Below are 17093 nucleotides of genomic sequence, written 5' to 3' on the forward strand. Positions count from 1 at the left end.
AGTATTCGAAGGCCCTTTCGAGCCCTCGAAGGTTGATCCGTGAACCAAACCAAAACTAAATCCAACTGAAGTTGAAATTAGTAAGTTTGAGTCGCTTTAAAGCTTTCAATACCTGCTTTGATTGCAGCTTCGATGTCTTTGTTGTAATCACCAGTTTCATCGATGTTTTGCATTAACGCAGCATTTTCTGAACGGAAGTAAGAGATTAACGCAGCATCAAAGTCTACGATTTTCTTCACTTCAACGTCAGCCATGTAGCCTTCGTTAGATGCATAAATTGAAACAGCTTGGTCAGCAATTGAATATGGAGCATATTGTTTTTGCTTCATTAATTCAGTTACACGTTGACCATGTTCAAGTTGCTTACGCGTTGCTTCATCAAGGTCAGAAGCGAACTGAGCAAACGCTGCCAATTCACGGTATTGCGCCAAAGCAGTACGGATACCACCAGACAATTTTTTGATGATCTTAGTCTGCGCTGAACCACCAACACGAGATACAGAGATACCCGCGTTCACAGCAGGACGAATACCTGCGTTGAATAATGATGTTTCAAGGAAGATCTGACCGTCAGTGATCGAAATTACGTTCGTTGGTACGAATGCAGATACGTCACCCGCTTGAGTTTCAATGATTGGTAATGCAGTTAATGAACCAGTTTGGCCTTTAACTTCACCATTCGTGAATTTCTCAACATAGTCAGCAGAAACGCGCGAAGCACGCTCAAGAAGACGAGAGTGAAGATAGAATACGTCACCTGGATACGCTTCACGACCTGGTGGACGACGTAATAACAATGAAATTTGACGGTAAGCAACAGCTTGCTTAGACAAATCATCATAAATGATTAGTGCATCTTCACCGCGGTCACGGAAGTATTCACCCATTGTACAGCCAGAGTATGGAGCCAAGTACAACATTGCTGCTGGATCGGCTGCAGCTGCTGCTACAACAGTGGTATACGCCATAGCGCCAGTTTCTTCTAACTTGCGTACTACGTTTGCGATAGTCGATTGTTTTTGACCAATTGCTACGTATACACATTTAATGCCAGAATTTTTCTGAGCGATGATCGCATCGATCGCCATCGCTGTTTTACCAGTTTGACGGTCACCAATGATCAACTCACGCTGACCACGGCCTACAGGGATCATTGTATCTACTGATTTATAACCAGTTTGTACAGGTTGATCCACTGATTGACGCCAAATTACGCCTGGTGCTACTTTTTCAACAGCATCAGTTAATTTTGCATCAATTGGGCCTTTACCATCAATTGGGTTACCCAAAGCATCTACTACACGGCCTAAAAGTTCTGGACCAACCGGAACTTCTAATACACGACCTGTGCAACGCGCTTTTTGACCTTCTTGAAGGCTTAAGTAGTTACCTAAAACAACGACGCCCACTGAATCCTGTTCTAGGTTCAGTGCCATACCGTATAAGCCGCCGTCGAATTCGATCATTTCACCGTACATTGCATCAGCAAGGCCGTGAATACGCACAATACCGTCGGAAACCATAACAATGGTCCCTTCGTTTTTAGCGGTCGCGCTGGTGTCCAGATCGCCGATACGCTGTTTAATGAGCGCACTGATCTCGGATGGATTCAGTTGTTGCATTGCGCTATACCTCAATCTTTTTAAAGTTCAGTCTTCATATGCAATTAAGCAAGAAGACGAGTCCGCATTTTTTCTAGCTTGTTAAGCGCAGAATCATCTATCACTTGGTCGCCTGCACGAATAACAACACCAGCAATAAGCTCTGGTTTAACTTCTACAGAAACATTTACCGCAGCTTCGAATTTTTTCTCTAAAGCATGAGCAAGTAATTGTTCTTGTACAGAAGTCAATGGGAATGCAGATTCAATTACTACATCCACAGTATTGTTATTCTGTGATTTGAGCTGCTCGTATTCAGCAGAAATTTCAGGAAGAAGCACCAAACGGTTGTTTTCAGCAAGCAATGTCAAAAAGTTTGACACTGCTGCAGTTTGGTCTTCGCCTAATACTTTTGCAAAAAGACTTACCTGCTCAGCAGGAGTAAGCTCAGGGCGAGTTAGGAAAGCTGAAAATGCTTCGTCTTGCACCGCAGCACTGAGCAAATTCAATGCAGATGACCAATTGTCAGTTGCATTTTGCTCAGAAGCGTAAGCAAATGCTGCTTTAGCGTAAGGGCGTGCCAACGTCAAGAGTTCAGCCATAATCCGCCTCTCTTAAAGTTTAGCAGCCAGCTGAGTCAGCATGGCATTGTGAGCTTCTGCGTCAACTTTTTGGCTAAGAATTTTCTCAGCACCTGTTACTGCAAGATCAGCAACTTGTTGACGTAATTCTTCACGAGCAGAATTGATTTCTGTATCAACAGCTTCTTTTGCTTGTTGACGAATACGCTCACCTTCAGCTGACGCTTGATTACGAGCTTCTTCTACCAATTGTGCACCGCGACGGTTCGCTTGTTCGATCAATTGAGCCGCTTGTGCTTTAGCCGCGTCTAATTCAGCTTTCACTTGAGCCTGCGCATCCGCAAGGTCAGCTTTTGCTTTTTCAGCAGCGTTTAAGCCATCAGCGATTTTACGCTGACGCTCACTAATCGCATTGATTAGTGGTGGCCATACAAATTTCATGCAGAATGCGACGAAAATCGCAAATGCAATCGCTTGGCCAATCAATGTGAGGTTGATATTCATTGCTATTCCTCAATAGTTTAATTTAGGAATTAAGCTGATTAACCTACAAATGGATTAGCAAAGATGAAGAACAAGCCAATACCAACACCGATCATAGGCACAGCATCAAGAAGACCTGCGATTAAGAACATACGAGTTTGAAGTTGTGGAGCCAATTCTGGTTGACGAGCAACAGCTTCAAGGAAGCGACCGCCTAAAAGACCAAAACCAATCGCAGTACCTAAAGCACCAAAAGCGATCAAGATAGCAGATGCAATTGCAACTAGACCTAAAGTGAGTTCCATGATAATTCCTCAGAGGTTAGGTTTATACCAAATTAAAATAAAAAATTATGCGCCCAACCATCCAGTGATAGTTGGGCATTACCATTAATGCTTTTCGCTTGCCATGCTCAAGTATACGATAGTCAGCATCATGAAAATAAATGCTTGTAGCGTAATAACAAGAATGTGGAAGATCGCCCAAGGCACAGACAACGCCCATTGGATCCAGAACGGTAATAATGCGATCAAGATGAAGATTAACTCACCTGCATACATGTTACCGAAAAGTCGTAGAGCCAATGAAACTGGACGTGCAAGGAAGGTTACCAATTCAAGAATTAAGTTCACTGGAATTAATAACGCTTTTGCAACTGGGTTACTTGGATTAAATGGGTTAAGTGCCAATTCGCCAACGAAACCACCAATCCCCTTTTCACGAATACTGTAGAACAAGATCAGAACAAATACAGATAAAGACATACCTAAGGTAATGTTTGGATCTGTAGAAGGTACAACCTTAAAGTAAACGTGATGAGGATCCATACCAAATACACTTGCACCAATTTGTTGAGCTATGAATGGAATCCAGTCAACAGGGATTAAGTCCATTGCGTTCATGAGGAAAATCCACACGAAAATAGTCAATGCAAGTGGAGCAATTAAGCGTGATTTGCCATGGAAAGTGTCGCGAACACTTGAGTCTACAAACTCAATGATCATTTCAATTGCAGACTGGAACTTGGTTGGAACACCAGAGTTTGCAGCTTTCGCTACACACCAGAATAACAAACAGAAAATCACACCAAGCGTGATAGACCAACCCATTGAATCCAAGTGAATAGCAGTGAACCCCATCTGTTGAGCTTCATCAGCAGTTTCAGCCAACTTCCATGAACCATCTGGCATTTTGCCATAGGTCATATTCGTCAAGTGATGCTTGATATACTCGGTCGAAGTAAGGGCATGTTCTTCAGCAGCCATAAATCACACCTGGTCAATGTCAAATACAAATAGAGAGAACGAACATCGCGTGCTGCTTGACATCTCGTTCTTCTCCTAAAAAACTTTTCAATTTTTTGTAGTGCTTATTAAACTCGTTTTTGTTGACGCGACACCCAAAATGGAGCAACCCACGTCATGGTTTGAACGAGCATAAAACCACAAAACAACGCCACCGCTGACAACGGTTTGACATTGCTTAAAATTAAAATGAAACCAACAATCACAATTGCAAACTTACCCATCATGCCTTTATACATGTTCGCAAGAACCTGTTTAGAAGCGCGAGCTCCTGCTGCTCGAAACGACTGCCATGAAAAATAACAAGTCGCAAGCCAACACACGAGTGCACCTAATGCTGCACTCAGGGCTGCAGTTGAATCTTTCAAGACCCAACCGATCAAGGCTGAAACAGGAATCATACATGCTTGTAAGAGGACTAAAGCTTTCGCTAATCGTCGGTCAATCAAGCGACTAGTTCGGCTCATTTTTTACTCACTCACAACAATCATGCTTGACAAGTTTAGCTGATGATTATTTTTAATCGCAGGCATTATAGGGTTACACCCCTGAACATGCAATCTTTTCCCGACCTAAGTCGAGTTTTTTTCTATGTTTAAATTGCTTTTAAACTAATCAATTATTGTTTAATTTTTGCGTCACTTTCGGGTATTTAGCACACATTTATGCACATGATCAGCTAATTGCTTCCACGCACTGACAAAATCCCCTGCCCCAGTCATACTTTCATCGACCGCTTGGAAAACCAATGGGTTCAACTTTTGATATTGTGCTTGACTGGCATGCACTTCAGCCAAAAGGCACATCTTAGAATAAGGACGGTTGTCATTTAAGTATTTGATTTGCGCAACAGTAGGTGCAACATGTGGATCATCGGTTAGCGCACCTGCAAAACGCAAGTTTAAAGGACGCTCGAGGTATTGATAAGCATCATGAAAAGACCAATATGGGCGAGCTTGGGTACTTTGACTATATATATTGGAGGTTTGCAACATGCTCTGCGCAAAGACTTTAGCATTATTCCAATAACGGTCTTTATATTCAGGCATTTGCTGCGAGCGAAGACTTGCAATAAAGAAAGCTATGCGAACTGCATTATTGGGATCTAGCCAGACATGAGTATCAACAGTATCTTTGAGTGCTATGCCACGGGTATTTCGCTGAGGTAATGCATGAATAATGCCCGAGTGTAAGATAGAAATGGCTTTTTCATTCTGTGACAACAGCTTATCTAAAGGTGCCTCATGTTCTTTACCCAACCAAATCACCAGATCTGCATCTTGAATAATTTTGCGATGCATTGGGGTCAGACTGACATCATGTCCAGATTGATTTGCCAATAATAAGGTTGGTTTCTCAATGCCTTTCGTCACTTCCTGTGCGATCAAGTAAATGGGCTGCGTAGAGACAACCAAGTCTTGCGTCCAAGCAACACTACTAAACAGCGCAAACGCACAAAAAGCCAAAAAACGGGACATGGGGAGCAATCACTAGAAAGATAATTAGTGTTATAATATAACAAATCAACAAAAATACCTATGCCCAATCGAAACTCTCTTCGCTTCATGCTAAGATTTAATGTCGTTTTTCTTTTATAGATTTTGCACTTGAGGTTTGCTATGAGCGCTTGTTCTCACGAACACCACCATGCTTTACATGATGTGCATGGTCATCACAACGTTGAGACGCGTTTGGCGGAAGCGGAAGTCTTGTGCACAACAACAGGGGCACGCTTAACCCCGCTAAGAAAAGAAGTGTTGGCACTGATCCTCAATGCAACAGGCCCAATGGGGGCGTATGACTTGCTGGCTAAAATTAAAAGTAATGCTGACCGTCCTGCTGCCCCGCCAACAGTGTATCGCACTTTAGACTTTCTATTAGAAAAAGGCCTGATTCACCGTTTAACCTCAATTAATGCCTATATTCCATGCTGTCATCCACGCGAGGGACATCAAGCGGCCTTTCTTATTTGTACCGATTGCAAGTCAGTGACGGAAGCCTCTGCCCAAGGGTTATTACAACAACTCGACGCCCTTTCAGCAGCAGATGGTTTCACCGCGCAGCATAGTATTATTGAAATTTCAGGAATTTGTCAGCAGTGCCGCAACAAATAAACTCGGATCCCGTTCTGGTCGAGCTCTCCCAGATTAGTGTTCGCATTGATGAACGCGACATTCTAAAACATGTCGATTTTTCTTTGCATGAGCAAGAAATTGTGACCTTGATCGGACCCAATGGGGCGGGGAAATCCACGCTCATTAAAGTACTATTGGGCATTGTGCGCCCTAATGCTGGTGAAATTAAAACGACAAAGTCCCTGAAGTTTTCCTATGTTCCACAAAAATTTAATCCTTCACATAGCCTACCACTTAGGGTGAAAGACCTCTTAGCTTTGGAAAAATGTGATCCCACAATCAAACAAGAAATTATCCACGATACGGGGATCAGCAAACTTGAAAATTCCAAAGTACAGCAGCTTTCAGGTGGGGAACGACAACGGGTTTTGCTGGCACGCGCACTGTTACGCCAACCCGATATTTTAGTTCTCGATGAACCCATGCAAGGCTTAGATATCCAGTCTGAAGCTGAATTATATGATTATGTACGCAGTCTGCCCGTCAAATACGGTTGTGCTGTGCTTATGGTTTCCCATGACTTGCAGTGGGTGATGCAAGGGACACATCGTGTGGTGTGTCTCAATAAACACATCTGCTGTAGCGGTTTACCTGAAAATGTGCAACAGCACCCCGAATACCAAGCAATATTTGGCACCAACCGCGTGTTCTATCAGCATCATCATGATCACTGTGCACATGGTGATAGTGCAACGCCTTGTCAGCATGACACTCGCCCCCACATTCACCCTGAACCGGAAGCTTAAATCATGATGGAATGGTTACAAATACTATTGCCTGCATGGATTATGGGAACCTTATTAGTCTTCCTCACAGCTCCACTGGGCTGTTTGATGCTATGGCGTCGTATGTCGTTCTTTGCCGACACCATGGCACATGGCACACTATTGGGTGTCGCAATTGCAGGAGCAATGGCGTTACCCCTGTGGATGGGTGTAGCTTTTATTGCGGTGCTGTTGGTGGCGATTCTTTGGGTGTTGCATGATCCACGTTTACCGAATGACGCCTTACTCGCACTCTGTTCTGCGACCTTGCTCTGCTCAGGCCTAATGTTTATTCAACACATTCCAAGTTTAAGACCTGAGTTGCTCAGCTATTTGTTTGGTGATTTGCTCACGATTACATGGGCAGACCTCCCTGTTTTTGCAAGCGTTATTGTTGTTGCTTTGGCAGTGTTTTATAAGAGTTGGCAGGCTCAAATTCAAATCGCTATTGATCCTGATATGGCTGTCAGTGAAGGTGTTAGTGCGAAATGGCAACGTTTGATTTTTATGTTGCTACTGGCTCTATTTACCATTTTAGCGCTTCGTGCAGTGGGTTCTTTACTGATGGGTGCGTTGCTTGTCATTCCAGCACTCACCGCTCGACTGCTTGCCCACTCTCCAAAACAAATGGTGATTTGGGCCTTTGTGATTGCGCAAATTGGAGTAACGGTTGGTTTATGGTCCAGTGCAGGGCTAAACACTTCCACAGGGCTTAGCATCGTCTTAACCATGTCGATTCTGTTTGCGCTGATTTTTATCGCGCAGAAGTTTAAAAAACTGACTTAAATAAATGAGCCATAAACGTTATTTTATCAGCGCATGTCTACTCGGACAAAAAGTCCGTTATGACGGCAAAGACTGCCTAGTCGCTAAGTTGGTTCAAGCCTTGCTCGATAAAAATTATGTCAGCTTATGTCCTGAAGTCAGTGCAGGACTTCCCACCCCACGTCCCGCAGCAGAAATTCGCCATGGGTCAGGTGCTGATGTTTTATTCGGTCAGGCACAAGTTTTTTCCGAAGATGGCTATCCGCTTAGCGATGCCTTTATTCAAGGTGCCTACCAAGCTTTAGCATTGGCACAAGCCAACCATGTTACCCATGCCGTGCTCAAAGCCAATAGCCCATCCTGTGGTAGCAATGGCATTTATGATGGTTCATTTACAGGGCAAAAAATTGCGGGTGAAGGAGTCACTGCCGCCCTATTTCGTCAGCACGGTATACATGTGGTTACTGAACAACAGTTTTTAGCAGAACTGACGCAGACTAAATTTACTGATGAACTAAACTAAGCAATCCCGCCGCACAACTGAACAACACGGCAAAAGTACGATTGAGATATTTTTGCTGTCGCGGGGATTTTAAGAGTTTTAAAACTTTTGCTGCCAGCCCTGTATATCCCGCCATCACAATCAAATCAATCGTGACCATCGTGACAGCCATCACCGCATATTGAGACCACTGCGGTTTAGACAAATCCAAAAATTGCGGTAGAACAGCCAATAAAAATACGATTGCTTTCGGATTGCTCATATTGACCAGAAAGCCATACATCACCAATTTGGAACGTGATTTAGTCGATTGTTCTTGTTGAATGTCAATCGACTGGATGGGTGCCGTCCATTGTAAATAAGCCAAATACAATAAATAAGCCACACCAAACCATTTCACAGCCCAAAATGCCCAAGGCGTTGTGGCAAAAAGCACCCCCACCCCAGCCGCAACAATACCGATTTGCACCAATAAGGCGAGTTGTAGGCCCAGTGCATTCCAGTAGCCATGCCGAAAACCGTAGTTGACGCCACTCGACATTGACGCAATGGCCCCTGCCCCAGGGGAGATACTAATGATCCAACATGCAAGTACGAAACCAAGCCAAATTTGAAATGACATAAAAGATATTGAGAGAAAATGACTGTTCAATTATATGATCTTTCATGCTTTCAGGGCCCATAATTCATCAATGAATTTTTCACTTAAAGGCTATGAAGCTGAAACAGCATAAGGCACAATAAGTGTAGCCAATAGAAATAACAATTTTTTTAGGAGCCATGAATGACCGCCCAATCTGTAATTCTACCATTACCTTCAGATCATGCCCGTTTTATTGTTTTACGTTTAAAAGATTTAAGTATTGAAGAACTTAAAGAAAAATTAGAAGATTTATTTTCAACCCGTGATCGTCTTATTACTCAACATCCACATGCTCAAATTAAAACAGCTGTTGCTTTTGGCCCTGAACTTTGGGCACAACTTCATCCTACAGCGCCTGCAGGGTTTAAACAGCTAGAGCCCATTTATGGTTCTTTTAATATGCCTGTCGCACCTGCGGATGTTTTAATTCATATTGCGGCTCAGCGTACCGATATTTGTTTTGCCCTTAGCCAATCGTTCTTTGAAGGCATCCAAGATAAAGTGGATGTTTTAGATGAACGAGTCTGTTTCCGCAATTTTGATGGTCGAGATTTGACTGGGTTTATTGATGGTACTGAAAACCCGCAGTTCCCCGATGATCGTGCTGAAACAGCATTATTAGGTGAAAACTCCGGAGTATTCGCAGATGGCACTTTTATCTTTGCACAGCGCTATTGCCATGATTTGGAAAAGTGGAAAAAATTAAAAGTTGATGCTCAAGAGCAAGTATTTGGCCGAACAAAACTTGAAAGTATTGAACTAGATGATGACGTTAAACCTGAAAATTCTCACGTTGCACGTGTCGTGGTTGAAGATGATGAGGGCGAGGAAATGGAAATCCTACGTCACTCTCTTCCTTATGGCGATGGTAAAGGTGAGCAAGGTTTATTTTTTATTGCCTATACGAAAGATTTAAGCATTATTGATGCGATGTTACTGCGAATGTTTGGCACCAGTGGTGATGGAATTCATGACCGTATGCTTCATTTTGTGACTCCTGTTGACGGTGCTTATTATTTTGCGCCGAGTGAGGAGTTACTGGAAGAAGTGTTGGAGGAGTAATAAAATCCACATCTTTATATTTTACCAGTAAAACTTAAATTTTCGTTACTAAGAAATATTAAAAAGAAAGGTATATAACTACCTTTCTTTTTATCCTTATTTTTTCAAATCTAACAAGCCTGAGCTAACTATTTTATCATTTTCAGTACATGATGGCTGTATATCCATGTCTAAGAAAGTATAACGGTGCAATAGTTTTTCTTCACTATTATGACCTCCCCAGATATTAAAATGAGAACCTTCATGTGAAAAACATTCAGTTATAATATTTGGAATACCATTTCCAATTAGATCCACCCCTCTAATCTTTCCATTACTATACATAATTTGGTTTTTACTTAACTCAAAACCATAACCTCGAAGAGGCGTTTTAGTTTTCTTATCAATATTATAAAAATAATTAGGCTCATCAGTTACAAAAGTCAAGTTCGAAACACAATCAGTATCATCTTTTTTAGATACTGGTTTCACCACATCATATTTAAACTTTTCATCTTCCTTATATATAACAACAACATCATTATTAATTGGTTTTTCACTTACAATACATCCTTCTTTAGAGTTTAATAATACATAAATTTTATTATCTAAGGCTTTCTTTACGCCTTTACTGCTCTGCAAAATTTTACCAGCTAATAAATCTGATTGTGGCTTCTCTATTTTCTGTTGTTCAATCGATTTAGCATGAGCAGTCTCACCTAAATATTTAGTGTCGCAAGCACTTAAGATTAATAAGCACATAACAATCAATGTTTTATAAATCACTTTTACCTACCTGTGTGTGACCAATGAGGTGCATCTTTACTACCATACCAAATTACACTATGTTTTTTTCCTAATTGCGTTAATGTAGACCAACTGGTAATCTTTGTGCTTTCACCATTAATAGTTACAACTTTTCCAATATAATTAGATATTCTCATATCTACAGCCATTTTTCTATTATGGTTTGAGGATCCTGGTTTACCCACTGGGTTATCCCCAATGCCATATTTTTGATGCATTGCTTTGGCAGCTTTTACTGCTTCAGCTTTATTTCCTTTATGTGTCCAATCAATACTTACTCCCGGGAAAGGAGGCACTTTATCTACAGCTATTTTCCCTCTTGCTATTGCTGTAGAATAGTACATTAAATAACTTCTTTTATCTGGGCGCCAAGTCGTGTTAATTACAACATTAATACCGGCATTTTTCATACCATTAATAAATTTTGTTGCATTCGTTTTAAAAGGCTCAGCCAAGTCATTTAAACTACTACTTTGTAGAAATAAACCACACCAATCGACACCACTAACTCTTAGTTGTGATAAATCTGGTTTAGTAACATTAATAGATATAGGTTGCATATCTTTTTGCAATACGATCTGAGTCAATAAGTTGTTATTTTCAAAAATTTTAATTGTTTGCCCAGATTGTCCCTTATGATTTTTTGTCCCTACACCACTAACTCCACTTATATGAGATTTTTTATTTCCTTTATACTCAAGTACATATTCACAATCACTAGCCAATTGATGAGATACTTTGTCATAAGTTAAGACTTTAAATTCTATATCACTATTATCTGTAACAATTGTTTTAGGATGTCCTTCAGTGCTAGTTTTTACTTTTTCATCTCTCTTCGGAGTAGAATCCTGAGATTCAACAGGCTTTTGAATTGGTTGCTTACGTTTTGATTCGGAAGGGATAGCCGTCGATTGTTGCATTTTATAAACTTTGCTACCCACTTTGATATTTTTTGATGCTTGTTCTATTGCGGAAGAATCAACATCTATAATACGAAGTGCTTTATTTTTATCAACTTTGATTGTAAGTAGATTCCGTTCATCTCTCAATTTATAATTAAGTTCAAATCCTGGCATCGCACTAACCGTTATTCTTCCACTACTATTGGTTTTTTTTGGCTTTGAATTATTTCTATATTTTTGAATTAAATTTAAATTTGTTATAGGTTTTCTAGTGCTTCCATGCCTAAAAAGTATATCAAAAGTATGTAAATTAAGTTTTACAGTTTTTACCCCCATACCATCTTGTACTGTAAAACGATTAATCTCTTGCTTTGTGTCTCGTCCACTAATTAAAACTAAAATTTCCTCACCACTTAATCCTATTAAACTATTTTCAATACCATCAGTACCTGCACGGTGTTTCTTTTCAATATTTTTATATTTTAAAAAGTAAGAAAAATTTGGAATCGCCTTATTTTCATTGTCTATAATTTTAATACTGAAATTAATATTTTTTTGCTGAACATCATTTTCACCTACTTTCGATTTTTGCTCAATGCTCGCTTTGTCATCCTCTTTCGCAGGCTCTCTCTTCTGTGAAGACGTCGGTTGTTGGATATGGATATCTGTTTGAGATTTTATTCCACTACTGCCATTTTCAACCACTAACACTGATGAATGATTTTTTCCATCTGCAATTAGCATTATTTCTTTTTTATTCTTATCAAGAAGTTGGACACCATCAATAGTAAATCTTGCCCCCCAACCATCTTTTACTAAAAATGATCTGATTTTACCCTGATTATTGGTTACTAAGTTACTAAGTGCTGGAACTTCTTTCGTTTTTTTATACCCAATACTTACTTTAGATTTAACAAGGACATTAGCACTCCTATCCACAAATTGAACATAGAAACGAGATGTACCTTTATATTTGTACCATTGCATATCATCATTTTCTGTTCCTTTTATTTTCACTTCTTCAGTTAAAGAGCTTTTAGCAAAATCTGGGATCAAAGAAGTATATTTACTAGGGTTTTTACTATGTAAAGCGGCTTGAGCTTTAGGACTAAAATATAATACAACTCCGTTTGTTATATCCTCTTCTAATCCTTGATAAATTGGAGATATCGCATCAATAATATCTTGTGTATGATCCGATATATTTCCTAAACGCATTTCTGTCACTGCTTTTTTAAAAGGTCCATTTTTATCGGTAATTGCATCAAAATTCTTTTTTAAAATATCACTAACATCTCTCGCATTAACCCACTCTGCAAAACCTATTCTATTCTTTATACAATGGGCAACAGCTTTCCAGGTATTTACACTACATCCTCCTGCTTCACCTGCTACAGTTCCAACATATTTAATAAATTCTTCTGAATAGCTCATTTTTCATAATTTCCACATGGATTTTTTATTTTCTTTTTAAATAAAATTTTACCAAAATCATTTGCAATCAAATTTAGATTACCAAATTTATCAAAATACGACATCTCATTAAAATCACTATAATAATTAAATTTTGATGGAAGAATATCAAATTTTTTTTCATTTAAATTTATTAAAGTTTTTCTAGTATTAGAAAATATTTTTTTTGCATATATTTTCTTTTCAGCACTATCACTCTCTATAATGCATTTTGATTTAAAATCAACCTTAATCAACTCCCCAGTATAATATTTTGCATGCTTACCAATAAAATAATTCCCTACACAAGGTGAACCACATGAACTCACCACATGGAAAACATCTTTACCAATTTCTTCAATATTTGGTGATTTTATATTACGTAAGAAAATATTTTTTTCACTACCATTTATCAATACTAAATCACAACTTTTTTCATATTCATCAGTACATTGCGCAATAACATTAAAATCATCTTCTGCATAAATTTTTAGTGATAAAAAAACAAAAATTAAACAAGCAATATTTTTTTTATTAAGCATTATTCAACCTCCCTTGCATTATTACGTATATGTTCATGCTCCTCTCCACAACAGCATCCTGCAACTTCATCTTCATCCAAAGACTCTGTCTCTTGTTCAAGAATTGAGTCTTTAATTTCTGTCAAATATGCACCTGGCACTAATGTAAGCTCTACATTATCAACAGCATCACTATAAATACGTGCACTGCTTTGCTGCTCAAACTCATATTCAGCTTCAATTTTTTTAGAATGATTTATTAATTTATATTTCATATTTTTCAATATATTCGGATCAAAAATTTGGCTCAGATCAAATCTCATACTATACATTCCACTCTCAGGCATTTTAGGTAATTCAGCATTTACTGTGGCCCCACCCACAAAACTATGCTGCCCCGCCTTACTTTCAAACTTTCCACCTGTTGTTGTAAAAATCCCATCGCCGTTGATTTTGAGCTGCGAACCACCAGCAGTGAGCACAATTTCTTTCGGACTGGTTATTTCTATTTTATCTTCAGTTGAAATTAGCTTAATCACCTTACGCGCAATCGCCTCTATCGCATCATCTTGCGCCTGTAATTCAACTTTTCCTTTTGCAGCAAATGCCTTTAGCCCTTTTTGCGCAGCAAATAAGCTCACTTTATCCTGTGCATGCGCAATAATATTCTTCTGAGCACTTAAGTTAATGGAGCCCTGTGCGCTTTCAGCGATGTCTTGAGAAGCCTGTAAAACAATATCTTCAGGCGTCGTTAAGGCGATACCATTGGGGGAAGCCAACAGCATTAAAGCCTGACGAAAGATCTTCGCTTGAGCTTGTTGCTGGTCATCCTGAGCGTTCTCTAGTCCTTGGGTATAACCTTCCATAAAACCTTGCATTGAACCCAATGCCTGCATGGGATTAACATCCAATTTACTGCCTTTATTGAAGGTTCCACAGACACTGGTCAGGTCAAAGTCATTCATCTCGACATTAGCAATCACTTTGCCGATATCTTTTAAAGCGGAGAAGGGATCCGCATTCAATTTTTCTTTGACACTTTGCAACTGACTTTTCAAAGCATCTGAGCCGTGTTCTTCGAGATTATCAATAAAGACTTTTAAGTTTTCAATTGAGTTATTCGCGTCTTGAAAGAAGTCTTTAAATTCATTGATCAGATTGTCTGTGTCTTGACCAATTTTTTGAATATCCTCAATGAAGCCACCACAGCTTTTTAGTGCCGAAATCGGATCTTGACTAACTGCCGTTTTAAATAAACCAACAGTTGCTTGGAGTGCTTGATTGGCTCCTTTTAACTCTAAAGATTGAATCAACTTAGGCAGACGATTGACGACATTCAGTGCATCAGTCTGTTGTTTGACAGCCAAAGTACTCAACATGTGCATACTGTCATGACCTTGCTGCAAGATGGACTGGGCTTCTGACGCAGCCAAATGATCTGCGACCGCTTGATCCTGAGCATAGGTACTAATCAAGAGACCCTTACCTGCACGCATGGCTCCCCATTGATCCGTTCTTAGCTCAAACCCCTCACCACGCCCATCACTGTTTTCAGTTTCTTTTGGATGACTGAGGTTACCAAGGTTGAGCTGACTCGCTCCATGACTACTGTGTAACTGCACACTAATTTGCCCTGTCGTATCATCAAAACGCAGTTGGTTAAAGCCTTGTCCTGCAACCTCTTGTGAACGGATTCCGCTGAGCTTTTTCGTCGCAGGCAATGTCCCTTTCACATCAAACATAGTTTGGTGGCGCTCGGCTTCATGAATACGCCCTACGACAAAGGGTCGATCAACGTCCCCCTCAAAGAAGTCAATAACCACAATTTCTCCGACACGCGGATGAAAACGTGCGCCATATCCCTCACCCGCCCATGGGGTCAATACATCGACCCAAGCCGAGTCCGTATCATTGTCATTTGCCCCCGCACCACCATCATGGGCATGGTCATCACTACGGGTAAACATAAAGCGAACTTTAATCCGTCCCCATGCATCCACATAAATTTCTTCCCCTTCGGGCCCGACGACTTTAGCCCGTAAAGGGTAGGCTGCTGGACGGTGTATCCATGCTTGATATTCAGGAACAATTTTAACCTCACGGCGTACGACAAAGAGTTCATTGGCTTGTCGTTCTTCACTCAGACCTTGCCAGCGACTTCCTTTTAATAACAGATTGATTTGCTGTAGCAACTCTTTGGGTAAATTATTTTGGTTATAAAAAGTTTTCCCTAAAATGAGAAATTCACGCTCTGTGGATACATGTTGGTCTATTTCAGGATGCCCCACCATTTCAAACCAATAGCCCACTTGCGCATCGCGAACGCTACTTTTTGCGGTGAAATATTTGGCCTGAAGCTCGTAAGAATGGCTCAGTTGTTGATTCAGTCGTTCTAGTTGGTTGCTATTTGCAACTGTCGTCTGATCTCCTCCCTGCAGATCACCCGTCCATGCTGGACTAACACACCAAACTTGTTCTAAGCTTAAACTTTCATTGTCCTGTTGATCACTATGCTGGTGTGTACTGAGTGCAGTATGACTTTGATCTTGAACCAAATGTTGCGCATGCCAACGCTGCGTTTGTACCCTTGTTGGTTGTAAATGCCGCTCTGCAATAAAACTGGTAATGCTATCAAATGGCTCGGTGGCATGGCTGCGGTGGAAACGAATCGTCCGACGACACAGTGCTGTAAACACTTGATTGTCATCAATCAAACGAAGTTGCTGTGCCTGAATCGGCTCGGACGAACTGAACACCATCGGAGCTTGTTCATCAATCAACCAATTGATACCTTCACTCCGCCATAGGCGCGTAAGAAACTCAGCATCGGTTTCATTAGACTGCATGACAAAGGGACGTATATCATAATCGCAGCTCAGACCCTCTAAATTCAAGCTTAAACTGGCTGCGAATAAGGCACTATTGTTTTGCCATTCACTAAACAGAGTTTCAGTAATTTCACGAACACTTTTATTCATAAACACGCGACTGTTTCTGCGCTTATGCCACAGTGAGGTTGCATCTTCAATCGTCAGTTTATAAACAGTTAGTGCACCATCACTTTGGCCTTGACTAGCACCCGTAATTACGCCAGTGAGACGCGAGAGCTGCCCAACATCCGTAACCTGATCTACGGCGACACGCCCACCAATGAACTGTTTCAAAGGCAGATAAGCGTTGGTCGATAGACATAGAATTTCAGCTTTTAGGCCTTGATTGATACGGTGCTCGCCCTCAATGCGCTGAATAAACACCTGTGTATTCAAGGCCAGATTGGAAAAATGAATATGCAAAGCACGTTTTTGCGAGCCAAATCCAAAGGATTCCAGCATCTTATAAATAGAATTGAACATGATCATTATTTAAGTTATTGGTTTTTATATTTGTGCGCGGAGTGTACAAAATGTCTAATTTTTAATCTAGTAAAATAATGTTAATCAATACGTATTCCTGAGATAATAAAAAAAGGAGCATTCTGCCACTGCTGTCCCACAAATATCACAAGAAGAACCTCAGTTGAGGTTCTTCTTGCTTATTCCACTTCTTATCAGGAAGAAATAGTGCCTTTAAGAGCTTCCTTTCAAATAAATTC

At 40.3% G+C, this 17093-nt stretch carries 17 protein-coding genes; 5 read left to right on the forward strand and 12 right to left on the reverse strand.

Features of this window, described 5'->3' with window-relative positions; all coding sequences use genetic code 11:
* Positions 1-77 precede the first annotated feature (77 nt).
* The 7 genes from atpA to ACE01U_RS15990 all read right to left on the reverse strand — a co-directional run bounded on the left by atpA (position 78) and on the right by ACE01U_RS15990 (position 5447).
* On the reverse strand, positions 78-1622 hold the full coding sequence (gene atpA / locus ACE01U_RS15960) for a F0F1 ATP synthase subunit alpha (RefSeq protein ID WP_004684423.1): 1545 nt from the start codon (positions 1620-1622) through the stop codon (positions 78-80).
* 44 nt (positions 1623-1666) lie between these two features.
* Entirely contained in the window at positions 1667-2203 is a 537-nt protein-coding gene (locus ACE01U_RS15965; RefSeq protein WP_395579926.1) for a F0F1 ATP synthase subunit delta, read from the reverse strand.
* Positions 2204-2215: 12 nt separating this feature from the next.
* On the reverse strand, positions 2216-2686 hold the full coding sequence (locus ACE01U_RS15970) for a F0F1 ATP synthase subunit B (protein ID WP_110975790.1): 471 nt from the start codon (positions 2684-2686) through the stop codon (positions 2216-2218).
* Between the two features lie 38 nt (positions 2687-2724).
* Positions 2725-2970 (reverse strand): F0F1 ATP synthase subunit C, encoded by a 246-nt coding sequence (gene atpE / locus ACE01U_RS15975; protein WP_000424060.1) that lies wholly within the window; start codon positions 2968-2970, stop codon positions 2725-2727.
* A gap of 84 nt (positions 2971-3054) precedes the next feature.
* Positions 3055-3930, reverse strand: a complete 876-nt coding sequence (atpB, locus tag ACE01U_RS15980; protein ID WP_086210812.1) for a F0F1 ATP synthase subunit A — start codon at positions 3928-3930, stop codon at positions 3055-3057.
* Between the two features lie 107 nt (positions 3931-4037).
* Entirely contained in the window at positions 4038-4436 is a 399-nt protein-coding gene (locus ACE01U_RS15985; RefSeq protein ID WP_086210813.1) for an ATP synthase subunit I, read from the reverse strand.
* Positions 4437-4607: 171 nt separating this feature from the next.
* Positions 4608-5447 (reverse strand): metal ABC transporter solute-binding protein, Zn/Mn family, encoded by an 840-nt coding sequence (locus ACE01U_RS15990; RefSeq protein ID WP_086210814.1) that lies wholly within the window; start codon positions 5445-5447, stop codon positions 4608-4610.
* Positions 5448-5588: 141 nt separating this feature from the next.
* Between ACE01U_RS15990 and ACE01U_RS15995 the strand changes: the two genes are divergently transcribed.
* From ACE01U_RS15995 to ACE01U_RS16010, 4 genes are read left to right on the forward strand one after another with little or no spacing between them, the layout of a single operon-like run.
* Positions 5589-6083: a transcriptional repressor gene (locus tag ACE01U_RS15995; RefSeq protein WP_086210815.1), complete on the forward strand. Its 495-nt coding sequence runs from the start codon at positions 5589-5591 to the stop codon at positions 6081-6083.
* The gene (znuC, locus tag ACE01U_RS16000) at positions 6068-6850 is read left to right on the forward strand and encodes a zinc ABC transporter ATP-binding protein ZnuC (protein ID WP_086210816.1); all 783 of its coding nucleotides are present in this window, start codon (positions 6068-6070) and stop codon (positions 6848-6850) included. Before ACE01U_RS15995 ends, znuC begins: the two co-directional genes overlap by 16 nt.
* Before the next feature lie 3 nt (positions 6851-6853).
* Positions 6854-7654, forward strand: coding sequence for a zinc ABC transporter permease subunit ZnuB (gene znuB, locus ACE01U_RS16005; protein ID WP_395579927.1), 801 nt, complete (start codon positions 6854-6856; stop codon positions 7652-7654).
* Between the two features lie 4 nt (positions 7655-7658).
* The gene (locus ACE01U_RS16010) at positions 7659-8156 is read left to right on the forward strand and encodes a 2-thiouracil desulfurase family protein (protein ID WP_395579928.1); all 498 of its coding nucleotides are present in this window, start codon (positions 7659-7661) and stop codon (positions 8154-8156) included.
* On the opposite strand, the gene ACE01U_RS16015 is transcribed toward ACE01U_RS16010, so the two are convergent.
* Positions 8137-8757: a LysE family transporter gene (locus ACE01U_RS16015; protein WP_086210819.1), complete on the reverse strand. Its 621-nt coding sequence runs from the start codon at positions 8755-8757 to the stop codon at positions 8137-8139. The genes ACE01U_RS16010 and ACE01U_RS16015 overlap by 20 nt on opposite strands.
* 162 nt (positions 8758-8919) lie before the next feature.
* Between ACE01U_RS16015 and ACE01U_RS16020 the strand changes: the two genes are divergently transcribed.
* Positions 8920-9840: a Dyp-type peroxidase gene (locus ACE01U_RS16020; protein ID WP_395579929.1), complete on the forward strand. Its 921-nt coding sequence runs from the start codon at positions 8920-8922 to the stop codon at positions 9838-9840.
* Positions 9841-9936: 96 nt separating this feature from the next.
* Here ACE01U_RS16020 and ACE01U_RS16025 read toward each other — a convergent pair whose 3' ends face one another.
* From ACE01U_RS16025 to ACE01U_RS16040, 4 genes are read right to left on the reverse strand one after another with little or no spacing between them, the layout of a single operon-like run.
* Positions 9937-10605 carry a hypothetical protein gene (locus tag ACE01U_RS16025; RefSeq protein ID WP_395579930.1) on the reverse strand — a complete coding sequence of 223 codons (669 nt, stop codon included), beginning with the start codon at positions 10603-10605 and terminating at the stop codon, positions 9937-9939.
* 2 nt (positions 10606-10607) lie between these two features.
* Entirely contained in the window at positions 10608-12962 is a 2355-nt protein-coding gene (locus tag ACE01U_RS16030; protein ID WP_395579931.1) for a hypothetical protein, read from the reverse strand.
* Complete coding sequence (locus tag ACE01U_RS16035; RefSeq protein ID WP_395579932.1) at positions 12959-13522, reverse strand: hypothetical protein; 564 nt, start codon at positions 13520-13522, stop codon at positions 12959-12961. The genes ACE01U_RS16030 and ACE01U_RS16035 overlap by 4 nt, the downstream gene beginning before the upstream one ends.
* The gene (locus tag ACE01U_RS16040; RefSeq protein WP_395579933.1) at positions 13522-16854 is read right to left on the reverse strand and encodes a type VI secretion system Vgr family protein; all 3333 of its coding nucleotides are present in this window, start codon (positions 16852-16854) and stop codon (positions 13522-13524) included. Before ACE01U_RS16040 ends, ACE01U_RS16035 begins: the two co-directional genes overlap by 1 nt.
* Positions 16855-17093 lie beyond the last annotated feature (239 nt).

It is taken from the genome of Acinetobacter halobius, from assembly GCF_044130335.1.
In the GTDB taxonomy this organism is placed as follows: Bacteria; Pseudomonadota; Gammaproteobacteria; order Pseudomonadales; family Moraxellaceae; genus Acinetobacter.

Bases quoted from the DNA above. Each gene is read 5' to 3' on its own strand.
- atpA (WP_004684423.1), bottom strand. From the start codon at position 1,622: ATGCAACAACTGAATCCATCCGAGATCAGTGCGCTCATTAAACAGCGT.
- ACE01U_RS15965 (WP_395579926.1), bottom strand. From the start codon at position 2,203: ATGGCTGAACTCTTGACGTTGGCACGCCCTTACGCTAAAGCAGCATTT.
- ACE01U_RS15970 (WP_110975790.1), bottom strand. From the start codon at position 2,686: ATGAATATCAACCTCACATTGATTGGCCAAGCGATTGCATTTGCGATT.
- atpE (WP_000424060.1), bottom strand. From the start codon at position 2,970: ATGGAACTCACTTTAGGTCTAGTTGCAATTGCATCTGCTATCTTGATC.
- atpB (WP_086210812.1), bottom strand. From the start codon at position 3,930: ATGGCTGCTGAAGAACATGCCCTTACTTCGACCGAGTATATCAAGCAT.
- ACE01U_RS15985 (WP_086210813.1), bottom strand. From the start codon at position 4,436: ATGAGCCGAACTAGTCGCTTGATTGACCGACGATTAGCGAAAGCTTTA.
- ACE01U_RS15990 (WP_086210814.1), bottom strand. From the start codon at position 5,447: ATGTCCCGTTTTTTGGCTTTTTGTGCGTTTGCGCTGTTTAGTAGTGTT.
- ACE01U_RS15995 (WP_086210815.1), top strand. From the start codon at position 5,589: ATGAGCGCTTGTTCTCACGAACACCACCATGCTTTACATGATGTGCAT.
- znuB (WP_395579927.1), top strand. From the start codon at position 6,854: ATGATGGAATGGTTACAAATACTATTGCCTGCATGGATTATGGGAACC.
- ACE01U_RS16010 (WP_395579928.1), top strand. From the start codon at position 7,659: ATGAGCCATAAACGTTATTTTATCAGCGCATGTCTACTCGGACAAAAA.
- ACE01U_RS16015 (WP_086210819.1), bottom strand. From the start codon at position 8,757: ATGTCATTTCAAATTTGGCTTGGTTTCGTACTTGCATGTTGGATCATT.
- ACE01U_RS16020 (WP_395579929.1), top strand. From the start codon at position 8,920: ATGACCGCCCAATCTGTAATTCTACCATTACCTTCAGATCATGCCCGT.
- ACE01U_RS16030 (WP_395579931.1), bottom strand. From the start codon at position 12,962: ATGAGCTATTCAGAAGAATTTATTAAATATGTTGGAACTGTAGCAGGT.
- ACE01U_RS16035 (WP_395579932.1), bottom strand. From the start codon at position 13,522: ATGCTTAATAAAAAAAATATTGCTTGTTTAATTTTTGTTTTTTTATCA.
- ACE01U_RS16040 (WP_395579933.1), bottom strand. From the start codon at position 16,854: ATGTTCAATTCTATTTATAAGATGCTGGAATCCTTTGGATTTGGCTCG.